General features: G+C 66.9%; 17 protein-coding genes. 8 read left to right on the top strand and 9 right to left on the bottom strand.

What is annotated here, in order from left to right; translation table 11 throughout:
* Nucleotides 1-1,311, bottom strand: a complete 1,311-nt coding sequence (locus tag AC07U1_RS01980) for an oxidoreductase (protein WP_495178761.1) — start codon at nucleotides 1,309-1,311, stop codon at nucleotides 1-3.
* Between the two features lie 75 nt (nucleotides 1,312-1,386).
* Between AC07U1_RS01980 and AC07U1_RS01975 the strand changes: the two genes are divergently transcribed.
* Entirely contained in the window at nucleotides 1,387-1,956 is a 570-nt protein-coding gene (locus AC07U1_RS01975; RefSeq protein WP_495178760.1) for a nuclear transport factor 2 family protein, read from the top strand.
* Between the two features lie 6 nt (nucleotides 1,957-1,962).
* Here AC07U1_RS01975 and AC07U1_RS01970 read toward each other — a convergent pair whose 3' ends face one another.
* From AC07U1_RS01970 to AC07U1_RS01940, 7 genes are read right to left on the bottom strand one after another with little or no spacing between them, the layout of a single operon-like run.
* Nucleotides 1,963-2,727, bottom strand: coding sequence for an SDR family NAD(P)-dependent oxidoreductase (locus AC07U1_RS01970; RefSeq protein ID WP_495178759.1), 765 nt, complete (start codon nucleotides 2,725-2,727; stop codon nucleotides 1,963-1,965).
* A 17-nt stretch (nucleotides 2,728-2,744) separates the two neighbouring features.
* On the bottom strand, nucleotides 2,745-3,536 hold the full coding sequence (locus AC07U1_RS01965; protein WP_495178758.1) for an SDR family NAD(P)-dependent oxidoreductase: 792 nt from the start codon (nucleotides 3,534-3,536) through the stop codon (nucleotides 2,745-2,747).
* Between the two features lie 23 nt (nucleotides 3,537-3,559).
* Nucleotides 3,560-4,717: an NADH:flavin oxidoreductase gene (locus AC07U1_RS01960; protein ID WP_495178757.1), complete on the bottom strand. Its 1,158-nt coding sequence runs from the start codon at nucleotides 4,715-4,717 to the stop codon at nucleotides 3,560-3,562.
* Nucleotides 4,718-4,737: 20 nt separating this feature from the next.
* Nucleotides 4,738-6,159 (bottom strand): MFS transporter, encoded by a 1,422-nt coding sequence (locus AC07U1_RS01955; RefSeq protein WP_495178756.1) that lies wholly within the window; start codon nucleotides 6,157-6,159, stop codon nucleotides 4,738-4,740.
* 37 nt (nucleotides 6,160-6,196) lie between these two features.
* Nucleotides 6,197-7,399, bottom strand: a complete 1,203-nt coding sequence (locus AC07U1_RS01950; protein WP_187139048.1) for an acyl-CoA dehydrogenase family protein — start codon at nucleotides 7,397-7,399, stop codon at nucleotides 6,197-6,199.
* On the bottom strand, nucleotides 7,399-8,472 hold the full coding sequence (locus AC07U1_RS01945; protein ID WP_495178755.1) for an acyl-CoA dehydrogenase family protein: 1,074 nt from the start codon (nucleotides 8,470-8,472) through the stop codon (nucleotides 7,399-7,401). Before AC07U1_RS01945 ends, AC07U1_RS01950 begins: the two co-directional genes overlap by 1 nt.
* A gap of 18 nt (nucleotides 8,473-8,490) precedes the next feature.
* The gene (locus AC07U1_RS01940) at nucleotides 8,491-9,291 is read right to left on the bottom strand and encodes an enoyl-CoA hydratase/isomerase family protein (protein WP_495178754.1); all 801 of its coding nucleotides are present in this window, start codon (nucleotides 9,289-9,291) and stop codon (nucleotides 8,491-8,493) included.
* A gap of 94 nt (nucleotides 9,292-9,385) precedes the next feature.
* Here AC07U1_RS01940 and AC07U1_RS01935 point away from each other — a divergent pair, with 94 nt between their 5' ends.
* A complete protein-coding gene (locus AC07U1_RS01935; RefSeq protein WP_495178753.1) occupies nucleotides 9,386-10,078 on the top strand; it encodes a hypothetical protein in 693 nt (230 codons plus the stop codon).
* Here the strand turns inward: AC07U1_RS01935 and AC07U1_RS01930 are convergent.
* Complete coding sequence (locus AC07U1_RS01930) at nucleotides 10,070-11,185, bottom strand: GntR family transcriptional regulator (protein ID WP_187139044.1); 1,116 nt, start codon at nucleotides 11,183-11,185, stop codon at nucleotides 10,070-10,072. The genes AC07U1_RS01935 and AC07U1_RS01930 overlap by 9 nt on opposite strands.
* A 151-nt stretch (nucleotides 11,186-11,336) precedes the next feature.
* On the opposite strand from AC07U1_RS01930, the gene AC07U1_RS01925 reads away from it, so the two are divergent.
* The 6 genes from AC07U1_RS01925 to AC07U1_RS01900 are packed head-to-tail and all read left to right on the top strand — an operon-like array spanning nucleotide 11,337 to nucleotide 16,705.
* Nucleotides 11,337-12,482 carry an acyl-CoA dehydrogenase family protein gene (locus AC07U1_RS01925; RefSeq protein WP_492735969.1) on the top strand — a complete coding sequence of 382 codons (1,146 nt, stop codon included), beginning with the start codon at nucleotides 11,337-11,339 and terminating at the stop codon, nucleotides 12,480-12,482.
* Between the two features lie 3 nt (nucleotides 12,483-12,485).
* Nucleotides 12,486-13,442: an acyl-CoA dehydrogenase family protein gene (locus AC07U1_RS01920; protein WP_495178752.1), complete on the top strand. Its 957-nt coding sequence runs from the start codon at nucleotides 12,486-12,488 to the stop codon at nucleotides 13,440-13,442.
* On the top strand, nucleotides 13,412-14,233 hold the full coding sequence (locus AC07U1_RS01915; protein WP_495197623.1) for a thioesterase family protein: 822 nt from the start codon (nucleotides 13,412-13,414) through the stop codon (nucleotides 14,231-14,233). The genes AC07U1_RS01920 and AC07U1_RS01915 overlap by 31 nt, the downstream gene beginning before the upstream one ends.
* On the top strand, nucleotides 14,230-15,186 hold the full coding sequence (locus AC07U1_RS01910; protein WP_495178750.1) for an SDR family NAD(P)-dependent oxidoreductase: 957 nt from the start codon (nucleotides 14,230-14,232) through the stop codon (nucleotides 15,184-15,186). The genes AC07U1_RS01915 and AC07U1_RS01910 overlap by 4 nt, the downstream gene beginning before the upstream one ends.
* Complete coding sequence (locus AC07U1_RS01905) at nucleotides 15,183-15,968, top strand: SDR family NAD(P)-dependent oxidoreductase (protein WP_492735977.1); 786 nt, start codon at nucleotides 15,183-15,185, stop codon at nucleotides 15,966-15,968. Before AC07U1_RS01910 ends, AC07U1_RS01905 begins: the two co-directional genes overlap by 4 nt.
* On the top strand, nucleotides 15,965-16,705 hold the full coding sequence (locus AC07U1_RS01900; protein ID WP_495178749.1) for an SDR family NAD(P)-dependent oxidoreductase: 741 nt from the start codon (nucleotides 15,965-15,967) through the stop codon (nucleotides 16,703-16,705). Before AC07U1_RS01905 ends, AC07U1_RS01900 begins: the two co-directional genes overlap by 4 nt.
* The last annotated feature ends 42 nt before the right edge of the window (nucleotides 16,706-16,747 follow it).

Below are 16,747 nucleotides of genomic sequence, written 5' to 3'. Positions count from 1 at the left end.
TCATTCGAGCTTCATCAGATGTTCGGTCCGGTAAACCTGCAGCGCGGCGTAGTCGCCGTCGCGGACGCGGTTCGCGAAATCGGGATTGGCGATCATCATCCGTCCGACCCCCAGCAGATCGAAATCGCCCCGTGCAAAGCGCCGCAGCGCCTCTTCGAGCATATGCGGCGGGCCGTCGATCGTCGCGATGTCGGTCGGCGCCGCCGCTTTGCTGCCGGCCGCGACGGCGCGCAGCGCGGCCATCGCGTCCTTTTCCAGCACCTCTCTGGCGATCCCTAGCGAGCCGACCATCATCGTCGGCTTTCGCGTCAGCCTTTTGATCCAGCCCGACAGGCTGAGGTCCGATCCGGCGAATTCGGCTTCCCAGAACCGCCGCGTCGAACAGTCGAACAGGTCGGCGCCGGCCGCCGCCAGCGGTTCGACGATTTCGGCCAGCTCGTCGGCGGACTCGGCGATCCGTGCGCGATAGTCCTGCTGTTTCCACTGCGACAGGCGCAGCATGATCGGAAAGTCGGGCGCCGTCGCGGCGCGGCAGGCGGCGACCACTTCAGCGGCGAAGCGGACGCGGTTGACCAGGCTGCCGCCATAGGCGTCGGTGCGGCGGTTGAAGCGCGACCACAGGAATTCGTCGATCAGATAGCCGTGCGCGCCGTGGATGTTGATCCCGTCACACCCGATTGCCATCGCGGTCGCCGCGGCGCGGGCATAGGACGCGATGCAATCGTCGATCTCGGCGACCGTCATCGGCTCTTCGACCTGCACCGGGTCGGGCGGGGTCAGCGACGGATCGATCAGCCCCGGCATATAAAGCCCCGACGGCCCCATCGACTTCATATCGCGGTTGGCCATTTCCAGTTTCGGGTCGTCGGCCGGATAAGGCGAACGCATCAGCGCGGCGTGCCAGATCTGCGGCATGAACGCGCCGCCCTTGGCATGCACGGCATCCGCGACCTTCGCCCAGGCTTCGGCGCCCGCACCATATATCGTCGAACTGGTCCGCATATGCATCGCGGTCGGATGATCGATCGCGGTCGCTTCGCCGATGACCAGTCCCGCTCCGCCTTCGGCGCGGCGGGCATAATAGGGGGCATAGCCCGGCGACAAAACCCCGTCGCTCGCCGAACCGCGCCCCATCGGTGCCATGACGAAGCGGTTTTGTAGCGTCAGCCGGCCGATCGTCAGCGGCGTGAAAAGCGGCGCGACGTCCAGCGGCTGCGCGCCGTTTCCGGCTGTCGCGCCGGTGGTTTGCCCGCGCTCAGGCTCCGCCGGGCCGGCCTCGTCGGTCATAGCGATCGTCGCGGTTTGCAGCATAGCTCACTCTCCCCTTGTTCGTCTGACGTCTTTTAAATAGTATACTGATATAATCAGGTGACAAGGGGGGAGTCGATGGCGGACGGCGCGACGGAGGATTGGGCGCAGCGGTTGGAGAAGGTCGAAGCGCAGCTCGCCATCCAGCAACTTGCCGCGCGCTATGCGCGCGCGGTCGACAGCCGAAACCTGGACGATCTCGGCGCGTTGTTCGCGCCGCAGACGCGCTTCGGCGACGACGGGCTGGGGGCGACCGGCGCGCGCGCCTTTTACGGCCGCGTGCTCGCCGGCTTTTACCGCAGCTTTCACCAGGTCGCCGGCCATGTCATCACCGATATCGCCACCGACAGCGCGCGCGGCACCGTCTATTGCCGCGCCGAGCATGAGGACGGCGACCATTGGATCGTCAACCTGATGGTCTATTTCGACCGCTATTGCCGCGTCGACGGGCGCTGGTATTTTCTCGGACGGCGGCCGCGTTTCCTGTTCGTCGGCGACCCGCGCACCGCGCCGCGCACGATCGATTTCAACCAATGGCCGGGGCGCGAGGATCGCTTCCGCTGCGAATTGCCGCAATCGGACGAGAGCTGGGGTCAGTATTGGGACGGGCATCCCGATGCGCGGGCGGACGTGACCAGCCTGCCCTGAGCGGCCTCAGCGCGCCGACCAGCCGCCGTCGATCGGGATCGTCAGCCCCGTCGCACGCGCGCCGGCGGGCGCGGCGGCCCAAGCCACCGCATCGGCAATCTGTTCGGGCGACACCATCTGCCGCGACGGGTGAAATTCGCCGACGAGCGCGGTGCGCGCCTCTTCGCTCATCGCCCGCGCGATATTGGGGGTCAGCGTCAGGCCGGGCGCCACGACATTCACGCGAATGCCGCGATCGGCATAGAGCACCGCCGCCGCTTCGCTGAGGTGCACGACCCCGGCCTTCGCGGCATGATAGGCATAGGAGGCAAAGCGCGTCACCCGGATCCCCGCGAGCGACGCGACGTTGACGATGCTGCCCGACCCGGCGGCGAGCATCGGCGGCAGCGCATATTTCATGCCGAGCATGCAACTCGTCAGGCACTGGCGCAGGGTGTTGTCCCAGGCCGCGAGCGCGAGGTCTTCCAGCCCGATTCCCGCGGCATCGCCGGCGCCGAAATTGCCGACATTGTTGATCGCGATATCGAGGCGGCCAAAGGCGGCGAGCGCTGCCGCGACGCTCTGTTCGGTATCCGCCTCGACGGTCGCATCGGCGCGGAAGAAGGTGACGGCGCCCGGCATTTCGCCCGCCATGCGCTCACCGGCGGCTTCGTCGATATCGGTGAACAGCACCTGTGCGCCATCGGCGACCAAGCGCCGCACGATCGCTTCGCCGATACCCGATGCGCCGCCGGTGACGAGCGCGACATCGCCTGCGAACCCCTGGGTCATGACATGCTCCCGCTCGCCTAGGGCGACATGAACAGGCCGCCATCGGCCTGGAAGGTCATGCCGGTCAGGAAGGAGGCATCGTCGCCCGCGAGGAACACCGCGAGGCGGCCGCCGTCGGCATAGATGTCGCCATAGCGGCGCAGCGGGATCGTCTCGACCGCCTTTCGGGCATGGTCGGCCTGGTTGCGGACAAAGCTCTGCAGCGCGTCGGAGGCGATCGCCGGATTGATCACATTGGCGGTGATCCCGTACTTGCCCCATTCGCGCGCGGCGGTCCGCGTCAGCCCGCGGATCGCCTCTTTCGCCGCGTTGTACGCCGCCGATCCTTCATAGCCGACCTGCCCCCAGTAGGAGCCAAAGTTGATGATCCGTCCGGCGCCCGAAGCCTTCAGATGGGGAAAGGCCGCCTTCATGAAATAATAGGTTGCGGTCGGACCCGTCGCAAAGGTGCGGTCCCACTCGCCGTCGTTGAAATCCTCCAGCGGCGTGATCACCGGTGTCGGCGCCGGCTGCTCGGCGGTGCCGAAACTTTGCGCGTTGTTGACGAGGATATGGAGCGCGCCAAAGCGCTCGACCGCGCCGGCGACGGTCGCGGCGATATGGCCTTGATTGCCGACATCGCAGACCATCCCGACGCCCGTGCCGCCCGCGGCGCCAATTTCGGCGAGGGTTTCGTCGATGCTGCCCTGCGATCGCGAGGCGACGACGACATTCGCGCCTTCGCGCGCCAGTTCGACCGCGATGCCGCGCCCGATCCCGCGCCCGGCGCCGGTGACGATCGCGGTGCGGCCGTCCAGCAATCCCGCCATGCTTGCTCTCCTCGCTCGCCGCGTCAGGTCAGCACCAGCCGCGAATTTTCGTCGAACGGCAACAGGTCCTCGCCCTCGCGAATGCGGCGCGTCCAGTGCGGATCGTGCATGATCGCGCGGCCGACCCCGACGAGGTCGAACTCGCCGCGCGCGAGGCGTTCGGCCACCTTGTGGACATTCTCGCGCGCCGCATCGGAGCCGCCGGTCCTTTTCGAATCATAGACCCCCGACGACAGGCCGACCCCGCCGACGGTCTGCGACGCCTTGCCGGTCAGCTTTTTGGCCCAGCCCGCCAGGTTGAGCGGCGAGCCTTCGAATTCGGGCTTGTCGAAATAGCGCTGACTGCCGTCGAAGATATCCACCCCGGCATCGGCGATCGGACCAAGCACCTCTTCCAGCTGCTGCGGCGTATCGGCGAGGCGGGCGCGGACGTCCTGTTGTTTCCATTGCGAGAAGCGGAAGTTGATCACCGGATCGGGGCCGATCTCGCGGCGCACGGCCTGGACCAGCGCGGCGGCGAAGGCGGTGCGGCCCTTATGGTCGCCGCCCCAGTGGTCGGTGCGGCCGTTGGTGCCCTCCCACAGGAAATTATCGACCATATAGCCATGGGCGCCATGGATCGCGATCCCGTCGAAGCCCGCCTCCATGGCCCAGCGGGCACTGCGGGCAAAGCCCTCGATCACGTCGCCGACCTCGCTGTCGGTCATCGCCCGGCCGGGTTGGGCCGCGACCCGTTCGATATAGTCGGGCGAGACCATCGCGGTCCGGTCGAGTGGTCCCCAGACGCCCGACGGCCGGACCGTTTCGACGTTGGGAAAGGGGCCCGTGCCCATTTCGCGCATCACGCCCTGATGCCATAATTGCGGCATGATCACGCCGCCGGCGGCGTGGACGGCATCGATCACCGCGCGCCAGCCGTCCAGCGCCGCCTGACCATACATGTGCGGGGCATTGTCGCCATCGACGCCGCTGCCGCCCAGCGCGGCGGGATGATCGACGCCGACGCCTTCGGTGATGATCAGCCCGGTGTCGGCGCGGCGGCTATAATAGTCGGCGACATCGGCGCCGGGGACACCCCGCGGTGAAAAGCCCCGCGTCATCGGCGCCATGACGATCCGGTTCGCGAGGCGCAGCGAGCGCAGTGCGAAGGGAGAGAAGAGGGGAGCGATCCGCTCGTCCATGGGGTGTTCTTTCGCCTGGGTCATTGCGACGGGGCCGCAAGGCTGCGCGGGAGTCTCTGTGCCACAAGCGCACCGATCAGCGCGGTGGCGGCGACGAACAGAAAGACATTCTCATAGGCCGCCTCGGTCGGGAAGACGCCGGTGGATGTCCCGTGATGTCCCCCCGTCGACAGCATCGTCGCGACGGTCTGGGCGCCGATCGCCATCGCGGTCGACCGGATCACCGCCATCATCCCGGTGGCTTCGCTGACCCGGTCCATCGGCGCCGCGCCGACGATGACGATCGGGATGGTGACGTACACGATGCCGAGGCCGACCGCCTGCACCACGAGCAACAGCATCACGGTCACGATATCCTCGTGCCAGGCGACCAGCGCGAGAAAGGACGCCACCACCATCAGGCACCCCGTCGTCGCGACGCGGCGCGGACCGAATTTCTGGTTCGCGCGCGCCACCAGCGGATAGATCAGCCCGGTGAGGATATTCGCGGGCAGCAACAAAAAGCCGGCGAGCGTCGCGCTGAGTCCCAGCCCGGCGCCGGTCGCGGGCGATTGCTGGCCGAACAGCGCCATGATCTGCCCACCCTGAAACACGCCGAGCGCGATCGTCACGAACAATATATTGGCCCAGGCGATCTGCGGCTTCGCCAGCAGCCGGACGTCGATCAGCGGATTTTCGACGGTGAGTTCGCGCCAGATCCACGCGATCAGCGACAGTAGGGCGACCGCCGCATAGACCATCGTCATCGGATCGGTGAAACCGGCGTGGCCCCCGTTGTCGATGGCGAGCAACAGGCCCACCGCCGCCGGGATAAACAGCAGGCCGCCGACCAGATCGTCGCGCACGCCGCCGAGGTTGGACCGCTTGTCGGGGGCGACATGGATCAGCACCGCGACGAAGGCGATGGCGCCCATCGCCGCCGAAACCTTGAAGATCATCGACCAGTCGGCATAATCGACGATCAGCCCGCCGATCACGAGCCCCGATGCCGCCGCGATGCTGGCCGACGACGCGATGAGGCTGATGCCGAGCGGCACGCGGTCCGCCGCGACCCGTTCGCGGATCAGGCCGAAACACAGCGGGATGATCGCGCCGGCCAGGCCCTGCATCGCGCGCCCGGTGATCAGCCAGCCGAGGTCGCTGGTGACGCTGCTGATCAGCGATCCGACCGTTGACAGTGCGACGACCCAGAGCAGGATGCGCCGCCGTCCCAAAAGATCGCCGAGCCGGCCGAACAGCGCCGCGCCCGCCGCCGACGACAGCATGAACGATGTGACCAGCCAGCCCGCCGACGACGTGCCGCCGAAGTCGGCGACGAGGCTGCGCATCGCGGCATAGATCATCGTCAGTTCGAGCGCCGCGACGACCTCGGCGATCATCAGCGGAATGATGAGCCGGTAAAAGGCCGAAGCCTCCGGTCGGACGGGCAATGCTTCGGTCACTCTATTCTCTCTCCCGCACGATCATTCTGTCTTCGGATCAGCCGCGCGGCATGCCGAGGATGCGTTCCGATACGATATTGCGCATGACCTCGTTCGATCCGCCCGCGATCGTCCAGCCATAGCTTTTCAGGAAATCGTTCATGCGCAGCCGGCTGCTGTGCCCGGTGCCCGGAATCGACGGCTGCCACTTCAGCGCCGCGATGCCATCGGCGCGCAGCAGGAATTCGGTGTAGCGTTGCAGGAACGGGCCCCAGATCAGCTTGATATAGGTCGGCAGCGTCGGCGACGCCTTGTCGGGATTCGCCTCGAGTTCGATCAACAGCTTGCGGATCATCAACCGCAACGACTGAAGCTCGGCATGGAAGGCGGCGTATTCTCGGCGCAGCTGGACGTCCTTCATCCAGCTGTCCTTGGCCTCCTCGGCGTCGAGCTCGAACGACCGCGCGAGCCGCTCGACCGCGCCGAAGATCAGCAGGCCGCGTTCGGTCGACAGGGTGGATTGGGCGATGTTCCAGCCATTGCCCTCGGCGCCGATCAGATTTTCGGCCGGGATTTTCACATCGTCGAGGAAGATTTCGGCGAACTCGGACTCGCCGGTGATCTGCAGGATCGGGCGGACCTCGACCCCCGGCGATTTCATGTCCATGATGAAATAGGAGATGCCGTCATGCTTGCGCTTGCCGTGCGGGTCGGTGCGCGCGAGGAGCAGGCAATAATCGGCGTGCATCGCCGCCGACGACCAGATTTTCTGTCCGTTCACGACATAATGATCGCCCTCGCGCCGCGCTGCAGTGCGCAGCGAAGCAAGGTCGGATCCCGCGCCGGGCTCCGAAAATCCCTGGCACCAGATGTCGGCGCCCTGCGCGACCCCGCCGATATAGCGGTCCTTCTGTTCCTGCGTGCCATGTTCGAACAGCGTAGCCGGGGTGTGGAACAGCGAGATGGTGAACATGTCGAGTTCGGGCGCGTCGGCCCGCGCGAATTCTTCATAGACGATGATCTGATACGCGAAGGGAATACCGGGGCCGCCCCACTCGCGCGGCCAATGCGGCGTCGCCAGCCCGACCTTGCGGCGTTCATCGAGCCATTCGACGACGATCGCCTTGAGTTCGGATTCGCGTACCGCCTGCCATTGCCGGCGCCAGTCGGCGGGCACGGTGGCGGCCAGCCAGTCGCGGATTTCCTGTCGGAAAGCCGCCTCGTCGCCGACCTTGGAAACGATGTCGAATGTCCGGCCCATCACGCGGCCTCCAGCATGTCGGCAATGCGGTCGAGCAGGACCACCCGGGTGCCGAACAGCGCCTCGTTGAGCTTGGCGCGCTTCAGATAGATATGCGGGAAATATTCGGCGGTGAAGCCGACCCCGCCGTGAAGCTGGATGCAATCGCGCGCGATCTCCGCGACGATCCGCGTCACATGCTGTTTCGCCGACAGCGCGTCGAGCAGCGCGTTGGGGTCGTCCGCCGCCAGTCCCGCCGCATGCTCGACCAGTCCGCGCGCCGCGACCAGCGCCGCCTGATGATCGGCGACCCGGTGCTTCAGCGCCTGGAACGACCCGATGACGACGCCGAATTGCTCGCGCATCTTCATATAGTCGATCGTGCCGGCCAGCGCGACTTCGCCGCCGCCGATCGCATCGGCGGCGATCGCCACCGCTGCGGTGCGCAGCAACAGATCGTCGAGCGCGCCGGGATCGCCGGGCAGGATGATGGCATCATCGCCAAGCGCCACGCCATCGAGCGTGACGGTGCCCAGCGTGCGGGTCGCGTCGGTCAGCGCATCGCGGGCGACCGAAACCCCCGCCGCGTCGCCCGGAATCGCGAGCCAGCAGGCCCGGCCCGCCTGGTCGCCTCGAAGGAAAAGGAGGTTCGCCGACGGCGCGTCGACCATGTCCGCAACCGTGCCGCTTGCGGTCTTTCCGTCGGTCGCCACGATCGCATCGCCCGGCTGTGCCACGGCGGCGCGCAGCGATCCGTCGGCGAGCCGCGGCAGCAGCGCGGCCTGCTGCGCGTCGCTGCCCGCCGCCGCGACCAGCGCCGCAGCGAGCGTCGTCCCGAGCATGGGAACGGGCGCCGCCACCGCGCCGAGCGCCGAATGCAGCGCCGCGGCGGCTTCGGTGCCGAGTCCCAGCCCGCCATGCGCTTCGGCTATGGTCAGCGCGGTCCAGCCGAGCGCTGCCATCTGCTCCCACAACGTATCGGCCATCAGCGCGGGCGCCCGCGACCAGGCGACCGCGCGTTCGCGCGGCCATTCGGCGCCGAGCATCTCGGCAAAGCTTTCGGCGAGGACGCCGAGGTCGATGTCATCGGACATGGTGTGGGGGCTTTCTGTTCACTCGTCGATGAAATCGGGCGGGCGCTTGTCGATCATCGCCTGCACCGCCTCGCGGTGATTGGGCGATTCCCACGACCGGGTTTCGAGCCGCAGCATCTCCCCCATGTGGCGCCGCGCCTTGTCGAGGATGTCGAGGTTCAGCGCCTGCTTGGTCGTCTGCAGCGCGCTCGGCGATTTGGAGAGGAAGGTGGCGACCCATTTGGCGACCGCGGCATCCAGATCGTCGCGGGCCACCGACTCGGTGATCAGCCCCTTGGCGGCGGCGTCCTTGCCGCGCAGCGGATCACCGCTCAGCAAATGGCGGCGCGCCTCGACCAGTCCGACCAGATTGGGCCACAGCAGCGAACCGCCGTCGCCCGCCGCGAGACCGACGCTGACGTGCGGGTCGCCGATCAGCGCGTCTTCGACCGCGATGGTGATGTCGGCCGCGAGCGCGAGGCTGGCGCCCATGCCCATCGCATGACCGTTGATCCGGGCGATGACCGGCTTCGGGCATTCGAGCATGCCGACGATGATCGCGCGCGCTTCGAAAATTCCGACATGCCAGCGCTCGCGATTGCCCCAATTGTCGATCATCCTTTTGGGATCGCCGCCGGCGCAAAAGCCGCGTTCGCCCGCACCGGTGAAGATGATGACACGCACGCCGGGGTCGGCCCCGGCGTCGGCCCAGATGCGCGTCAACTCCTCATGCGCCTCGGGCGTCATGCCGTTGAGCGGCGGGTTGTCGAGTGTGATCGTCAGGACATGGCCGTCCTGCCCGACCTTGATGGCCGAATAATTCGCGTATCGCGCTGGCACCCTCAATCCTCCTAACTGGTATACCATATTCCTTGCATCGAACGGCGGTTCGCGGCAAGCCCCATTTCGACATGGCGCGTGACGGAGAGCGAATATGACCGAAGCCAAGGCGATGATGCTCGTACTGCAGAACCCGAAATCAGGCCGGGAAACGGCGCACCGCGACTGGTATCTGGCGCATCATCTTCCCGATGTCTGCGGCGTGTCCGGGGTGCTGCGCGGCGAATTTTCCCGCGTTGCCGAGAGTGAGGAAAACCCGCGATGGTCGAACGCCGCGACCTATTGGCTGGACGGCGACCCGGCCGCGATCCTGACGGAAATATTCACCCGCGCCGGCAGCGGCGACTGGACGATGAGTGACACGCTCGACGGCGAATCGATGATGATGGCGATCGCCGAGGCGTTGACCGAACGTCGGCGGTCGACCGTCACGCCCGACGCCGGGGGCAAGGACCGATTGCTCCATATCGTCCTCACCAACGCCAAGCCCGGCGACGACGACGTCTTCAACCACTGGTACAATCACACCCATCTCCCCGACGTCCTCGCGGTGCCCGGTTTCGTCGCAGTCCAGCGCTTCCGGCTGATCGACCATCCGGCATTGCGTCCCTATCCCTATCGTTATCTGGCGATCTGTGAAGTCGCGGCGGGGGAGGCCGATGCCGCGCTCGCCGAACTCGCGGCGCGGGCCGGGACCGAACGCATGGTTTTGTCGCCGACGCTCGACCGGTCCGGGGTCGCCGCTGCGCCCTTCGCGGTCGACGGCATTTGCCTTGGCTCAGTCTGACAATTCGGCGGCCCGACGTTCCTGCTTGCGTTCGATTCGCGCGATCCAGCGACGGGCATGATCGAACATCGCCCGCATCGACGCCATCGCGCCATCGCGATCGCCGGCCGCGATGGCATCGACCATGTGGCCGTGCTGCATCTTGAGTTCGGGAAGGAAATTCTCGTCGGGCATCGGCATCACCGTCAGGCCGTATCGGAGCGCCACCCCGACAAACAGCGCGAGCGCGCGGTTGCCGCTGTGATCGGCGATGATCTGGTGAAACTCGCACGCCGATGCGAGATAATGGCCCGCCGACGCCTGGTCGAGCCGCACCAGCGCCTTGCGCAGCGCGCCAAGCGATTCGGCGTCGGCGCGGCGGACGAATTTCTCGACCGCCGCGATCTCGAGACAGCTTTGGGCCTCCCACAGATGCGACAGCGGGATGCGCGAGTAGGTGAGGAAGATCGAGGTCAGTTCGATCGTATAAGCCGGGTCGCATTCGCGGATGATGACGCCGCCTTGCGCGCCGGTCTTGACCCGCACGATATCGTGAAGTTCGAGCGGCCGGAGCGCCTCGCGCATCACCGCGCGGCTCGTGCCATAGCGCCGCTGGAGTTCGCCTTCGTTGCCCAGGTTGGTGCCGCGCTTCGCCCCGGCATTTTCGATATCCTGGACCAGCCGCAGCGCGATCGTCTCGCTCAGCTTGGGCACCGAGCCGGCGACCATGCGCTCGTTGGCGAGATCGGTGATCGTCCGCCGGTCGACCGCCTCGAGGAAAAGTTCGATCGCCAGGTTGTCCGCGTCGGCGTGCAGCCGCGGCGCGGCGCGCAGGATCGCGGCCGTGTCGTCGAGCAGTGGGCGTTCGACCTTCGTCAGCTCGAAATAGGTTTTGGCGGCAAAGACGATCGCGTGGCGCGGCGGCGCCTTGACGACGAGGCCGCCATAGACGCCGCGCCGCATCCCCGCCGCGCCATGCCATTCGAGTTGGCGCACCGCTTCGCGGAAGGTCGCGCGTGAGACGCGGAACATCTCCATGAAATCGGCTTCGGTGCCCAGCACCTCACCCTCTTTCCAGCCGCGCCGGATGATCTCGCCGATGATGCGTTCGGCGACAATCTCCCCCAATTTTCGTCTGCGCTTGCCCGCGCCCACCATCTTCGATCTGCCCCCCGGGACGGTACGTCCCCTCTCGCCTTCCGACACTTCGTGATTTTCCTCTCGTTTGACAAGCGAACGATGCGCAGAATAAGTATACCAGTTAAGCGAGGAGAGCGATGTGGAATTTGCCTGGAGCGATTCGGAGGCGGCGTATCGGGCCGAACTCCATGAGGTGCTGGCGACCCTGCCCGATGATTGGTGGGAAAATTATGCGCCGCACGGGCCGTCCAGCCCCAAGCTGATGGAGCATGCCCGTGCCTTCAATGCCCGGCTCGCCGAACGCGACCTGATCGTCCGGCACTGGCCAAAAGACTATGGCGGCTCCGATGCCAGTGCGTGGCAACAAATCATCGTCAGCGAGGAAATGTGGTCGATCGGCGAACCGCGCTCGTCGCTCTACCTCGGGACCAACTGGGCCGGTCCGGCGATCATGAAATTCGGCACCGAGGCCCAGAAGCAACGCTATCTGCAGGCGATCGCGGCGGGCGAACTCCTCTGGTGCCAGGGCTTTTCGGAACCCGAGGCGGGGACCGACCTCGGCAATATGCAGACGCGCGCCGAGCCCGATGGCGGCGATTATGTCATCAACGGGTCGAAGATCTGGACCTCCTACGCGGCGCGCGCCGACATCATGTTCCTGCTCGCGCGCGTCGGCGGCAAGGGCAAGGGCGGGGTGAGCTGCTTCATCGTGCCGATGGACACCCCGGGCATCGAAATCCGTCCGATCCCCGGCGTCCATTCGCGCCACGATTTTCACGAAATCTTCTTCACCGACGCGCGCGTGCCGGCGGATGCGCTGCTCGGCGACGAAGGCCATGGCTGGAAGATCGTCCAGGCGATCATCCATTATGAACGGATCGGCGCCGGGCGCTATGAAAAGGCGGCGCGCGGCCTCGCGCATATCGTGGATGTGCTGAAAGCGCGCGGCGATTTCGACGATGCGGTGGTGCGCGCCGATTGCGCGATCGCGCTCGCTGCGGTCGAGGCAGCGCGCCTGCAAACCTATCTGGTCATCGACGGCCGCGCAAAGGACAGCGACCCCGGCGCGGAAACCTATCTCGCGCGCTATGCGATGATCCAGGCCGACCATGCGGTCGCCAACCTCACCTCGACCTATTTGCCCGACCTGCTCGTCGATGGCGCCGACGGTCATCTGCGCGCGCAGTTCAACTCGGCGATCACCGCCGGCATCGCGGCGGGGGCGGCGGAGGTTCAGCTCAACATGATTTCGGGCCGCTACCTCGGCCTGCCGCGGGGAGCCTGAGCCATGGATTTCGATTTTTCCGCCGACCAGCGGGCGCTGCGCGAAACGATCATGCGGATGGTCGCTGACAACCGCGACCTGCCGCGCACCGGCAATGTCGTCGAACCAAAGACCTTCCACCGTGCTGCCGCGCTTGATGCGTCGCTCGCGGCGGGTGGCTTTTTCGATGTCGCGCTCGAACCGGGCTGCGGCGCCGTCGATGCGGCGGCGCTCGTCTATGAATGCGCGCTGTCGCCGCTGGTGATCGAGGTCGGCGCCTCGGCGCTGGTCGCGCCGTTGCTCACCGGCGAAGCGTTACCGCGTCCGATCGCGATCGGGCGGCTGGCCGATCTGACCCGAGGGATCCGTTTCCTCGGCGACGCGCGGACCTTGCTGATCGATCTGGGCGACGATGTCGCGGTCGTCGATATGGCCGGGCTGGCGGTTACCGAACTCGACGGCGTTTATGCCTATCCGCTCGGTAAGCTCGCGGCGCCGCCCGATCTTACCGCCGCGCGGCGGCTCGGCGCCGGCAAGGCGGTCGAACTGCGGCGGCTGTGGCGCCTCGCGCTGGCGCTCGAAATCGCCGCGGCGATGCAGGCGGCGACCGACTTCACCACCGACTATGTGAAACAGCGCCATGTGTTCGGCCGCCCCGTCGGCTCGTTCCAGGCGGTGCAACATCGCCTCGCCGCCGACGCCGAAAAATGCCGGGGCAGCTATTGGCTCGCAATGAAGGCGGCGTGGAGCGGCCGGCCGCTCGACGCGGCGCTGGCGGCGCTGCACGCGCAGCGCGCGATCACGCAGGTCAATTACGACGTCCACCAGTTCAACGGCGCGCTCGGCATGACGCTGGAGCATGCGCTGCACCTGTGGACCTTTCGCCTGCGCTGGCTGGTCGGCGAAATGGGCGGCTTTCGGACCCATGTGGCGGAGGTTGCCGAACGGGCGTGGCCAGACGCTCTTCGGAAAGCCAGCTGATGAACGTCGAGGTTTCGCGCCCGCTGGTGCGCCATATCTATGATCTGGTCGACGGCGCCTATGTGCCGACCGCGCTCGCGACCGGGCCGTGGGACCGCCGCTTGCAAAGTGGGGTCGTGCTCAACGCGCTGATCGCGCATCTGATCGAACAGGCGCCCAGCCCGGTGCCGATGGTCACCAGCCGTCTGCTCCTCGACATGATGAAGCCGACGCTGATGGCGCCGGTCGAGACGCGGGTCTCGGTGCTGCGCGAGGGCAAAAGGCTGCAATTGCTCGACGTCGAACTGATACAGGACGGCGCCACCACCGCGCGCGCCTCGGCCCTGCGAATCCGGGCGGGAGAATCCCCGGCCACCGATGCGCCGCGCCACCCGCTGCCGCCCGCCGACCTGCCGAGCCTCAACGGCGGCCGCTCGCCGCTTCAGCATATCAACGAGACGCGGCTCGAATCGGGCGGGCTCGAAGTCCCGGGGCCGGGGGTCGTGTGGGCGCGGATGACCGGCGAGATCCTTCCCGGCGTGCCGATCTCACCCTTCGTCCAACTCGCGATGGCCGCCGATTTCGGCAGCGGCACGTCGAGCTTTGTCGACTGGCGCGAATGGAGCTTCGCCAATGTCGACATCAGCCTGCACCTGACCCGCATGCCGCAGGGCGAATGGGTGCGGATCGCCGCCGAAACCCGAAGCGCGGGCAATGGCATCGCGATCGTCCATTCCACACTCGCCGACGAACAGGGCGAACTGGGCCACGCCCACCAGACCCTGTTCCTGGACAAAAGGAAAAGTGAATGAGCCGCATAACCTCCCCCTTCGGCTGGGAATCGACCGCCGCCGAAGTCGCCGCCGGCCATGATTTGTCGGGTAAGCGCGCGATCATCACCGGGGCGAACGCCGGACTCGGCGTCGAAACCGCGCGCGTGCTGGCCAGCCGCGGCGCCGAGGTCGTGCTCGCGGTCCGCGACACCGCTGCCGCCGCGCCGCTGGTCGCCGAGATCGAGGCCGCAGGCGGCAAGGCCAGCGCCGCCGCGCTCGATCTCGCCGACCTTCGCTCGGTCGAGGCCTTTGCCGTCGCCGACAGCGGGGCGCCGCTGCACCTGCTGATCAACAATGCCGGGATCATGGCCTGCCCTTTGATGCGCACCGCGCAGGGGTTCGAAATGCAGCTCGGTGTGAATCATATCGGCCATTTCCACCTGACCAGCCTGCTGCTCCCGGCGCTCAAGGCCGCGAACGGCGCGCGTGTCGTCGCGGTGGCGTCGAGCGGGCATTTGTGGAGCGGCTTCGACTTCGACGACCCCAATTTTGAACGCACCGACTATGATCCGCTCGCCGCCTATGGCCGGTCGAAGACTGCCAATGCGCTGTTTGCGCTCGAACTCGACCGCCGCTATCGGGGCGATGACATTCGCGCCTTTTCGCTGATGCCCGGCGGCATTCACACCTCGCTCGGGCGGCATATGACCGACGAAATTCGCCAACGGCTCGGCGTCGATCCCGCGAGCGCGAGCCAGTACAAGTGGAAGACGGTCGAACAGGGCTGCGCGACGACGGTCTGGGCGGCACTCGGCCGCGAACTCGACGGCAGCGGCGGCCTCTATCTCGAAGATTGCAACGAAGCGCTGCCCAATCGGGAGGGCCGGCGCGACGGGGTCAAAGCCTGGGCGCGCGATCCGGATGCCGCCGAACGGCTCTGGGCCTGGACCGAAAACGCGATCGCGGCCACCAAGGGAAAGGGACGGACATGAAGATCGATCTTGCCGGAAAAGTCGCGCTGGTTACCGGCGGCGGGCGCGGCATCGGCCGCGTCATCGCGACGCAGCTCGTCCAGAATGGCGCGCGTGTGATGATCGCCACCCGCACGCAAGCCAGCGGGCAGGAGGTCACCGACGAGCTGCGCGTGATGGGCGGCGAGGTCGAACTGGTCGCGCTCGACCTTTCGACGCGCGCGGCATGCGATGCGGCGGTGCAGGCGGCGGTCGATGCCTTTGGCGGGCTCGACATCGTCGTCCACAACAGCGCGATCTTTCCGTTCACCCCGTTCGAACAGGTCACCGACGAGGAGTTCGACAGCGTCCTCAAGACCAATCTTTACAGCTTCATGTGGCTGAGCCGCGCCGCGCTGCCGTATGTGAAGACATGCGGCAACGGCCGCATCGTCGGCATTTCCTCGCTGATCGGAAACCACGCCTGGCTCGCCGGGCTCGACAGCTATGCCGCATCGAAGGGCGGCATGAACGGCCTCGCGCGCAACCTCGCGCTCGAATTCGCGAAGCATGGCGCGACGGTGAACGTCATCGAACCGGGCCTCGTCATCGACGATCGCAGCCCCAAGATGGATGATGTCACGCGCGACAAGATTGTGCCGAACATCCCGCTGCAACGCGCCGGCCTGCCCAGCGATATCGCCAATGCGGTGATGTTCTTCTGTTCGCCGACCTCGCAATTCGTGACCGGGCAGGCGCTGGTCGTCGATGGCGGCCATATGCTGCCCGACATGTCGAGCTATGCGATGGCCGCGCGCCTGTGAGCGGTGCGCTGGACAGCAAGGTCGCGCTGGTTACCGGGGCGGCCGGGGGTATCGGCGGCGCGGTCGTCCGCCGCTTCGTCGCCGATGGCGCGCGCGTGTTCGCGAGCGACGTCGACGGGCCGGGGCTCGAACGACTGGCGGCGGACATATCGGGTGTGCGGGTCCACGCCGCGGACATCACGGTGCCCGAGGGCGTCGCAAGCCTGTTCGCCGCGCTGGATGCGGCCTTTGGGCGGATCGACATATTGGTGAACAACGCCGGCATCGGCGGCCCGCGCACCAAGCGGCTACACGAGCTCGACCTTTCCGAATATGACGCGGTCATGGGCGCGAACCTGCGCGCGCCGCTGGCGCTGACGCGCGCAGCGCTGCCGCTGATGATCGCGCAGGGTGGCGGCGCGATCGTCAATCTGGCGTCGCCCGCGGGCATGCACGCGGTGCCGCGCGTCGGCCCCTACAGCATCTCCAAGGCGGGGATGATCATGCTGACCAAGCAGACCGCCAAGGAATATGCCGCCGACGGCATCCGCTGCAACGCGGTCGCGCCGGGGGTCACCGACACCGCGATCCTCGACGGCCTGCCCAAGGCGCATCTCGATCAGATCGTCGCGATGATCCCGCAGGGCCGCATCGCCCGGCCCGACGAAATCGCCGCGATGATCGCCTTTCTGGCGAGCGACGCGGCGAGCTTCGTCAACGGGTCGGTCGTTTTGGTCGACGGCGCGGCGGGAACCTGAAACCGAAGGAGCGCGCGATGTTTTCCCTGGAGGGCAAGACGG

It is taken from the genome of Sphingopyxis sp. GW821-FHT02C12 (assembly GCF_059421785.1).
The sequence above is the reverse complement of the archived record's forward strand: the minus strand, read 5'-3'. Positions and strand labels throughout refer to the sequence as shown.

Excerpts from the sequence above, each read along its gene's own strand:
- AC07U1_RS01935 (WP_495178753.1), top strand. The coding sequence starts at position 9,386 with ATGACCGAAGCCAAGGCGATGATGCTCGTACTGCAGAACCCGAAATCA.
- AC07U1_RS01905 (WP_492735977.1), top strand. The coding sequence starts at position 15,183 with ATGAAGATCGATCTTGCCGGAAAAGTCGCGCTGGTTACCGGCGGCGGG.
- AC07U1_RS01920 (WP_495178752.1), top strand. The coding sequence starts at position 12,486 with ATGGATTTCGATTTTTCCGCCGACCAGCGGGCGCTGCGCGAAACGATC.
- AC07U1_RS01970 (WP_495178759.1), bottom strand. The coding sequence starts at position 2,727 with ATGACCCAGGGGTTCGCAGGCGATGTCGCGCTCGTCACCGGCGGCGCA.
- AC07U1_RS01950 (WP_187139048.1), bottom strand. The coding sequence starts at position 7,399 with ATGGGCCGGACATTCGACATCGTTTCCAAGGTCGGCGACGAGGCGGCT.
- AC07U1_RS01945 (WP_495178755.1), bottom strand. The coding sequence starts at position 8,472 with ATGTCCGATGACATCGACCTCGGCGTCCTCGCCGAAAGCTTTGCCGAG.
- AC07U1_RS01975 (WP_495178760.1), top strand. The coding sequence starts at position 1,387 with ATGGCGGACGGCGCGACGGAGGATTGGGCGCAGCGGTTGGAGAAGGTC.
- AC07U1_RS01960 (WP_495178757.1), bottom strand. The coding sequence starts at position 4,717 with ATGGACGAGCGGATCGCTCCCCTCTTCTCTCCCTTCGCACTGCGCTCG.
- AC07U1_RS01965 (WP_495178758.1), bottom strand. The coding sequence starts at position 3,536 with ATGGCGGGATTGCTGGACGGCCGCACCGCGATCGTCACCGGCGCCGGG.
- AC07U1_RS01910 (WP_495178750.1), top strand. The coding sequence starts at position 14,230 with ATGAGCCGCATAACCTCCCCCTTCGGCTGGGAATCGACCGCCGCCGAA.
- AC07U1_RS01980 (WP_495178761.1), bottom strand. The coding sequence starts at position 1,311 with ATGCTGCAAACCGCGACGATCGCTATGACCGACGAGGCCGGCCCGGCG.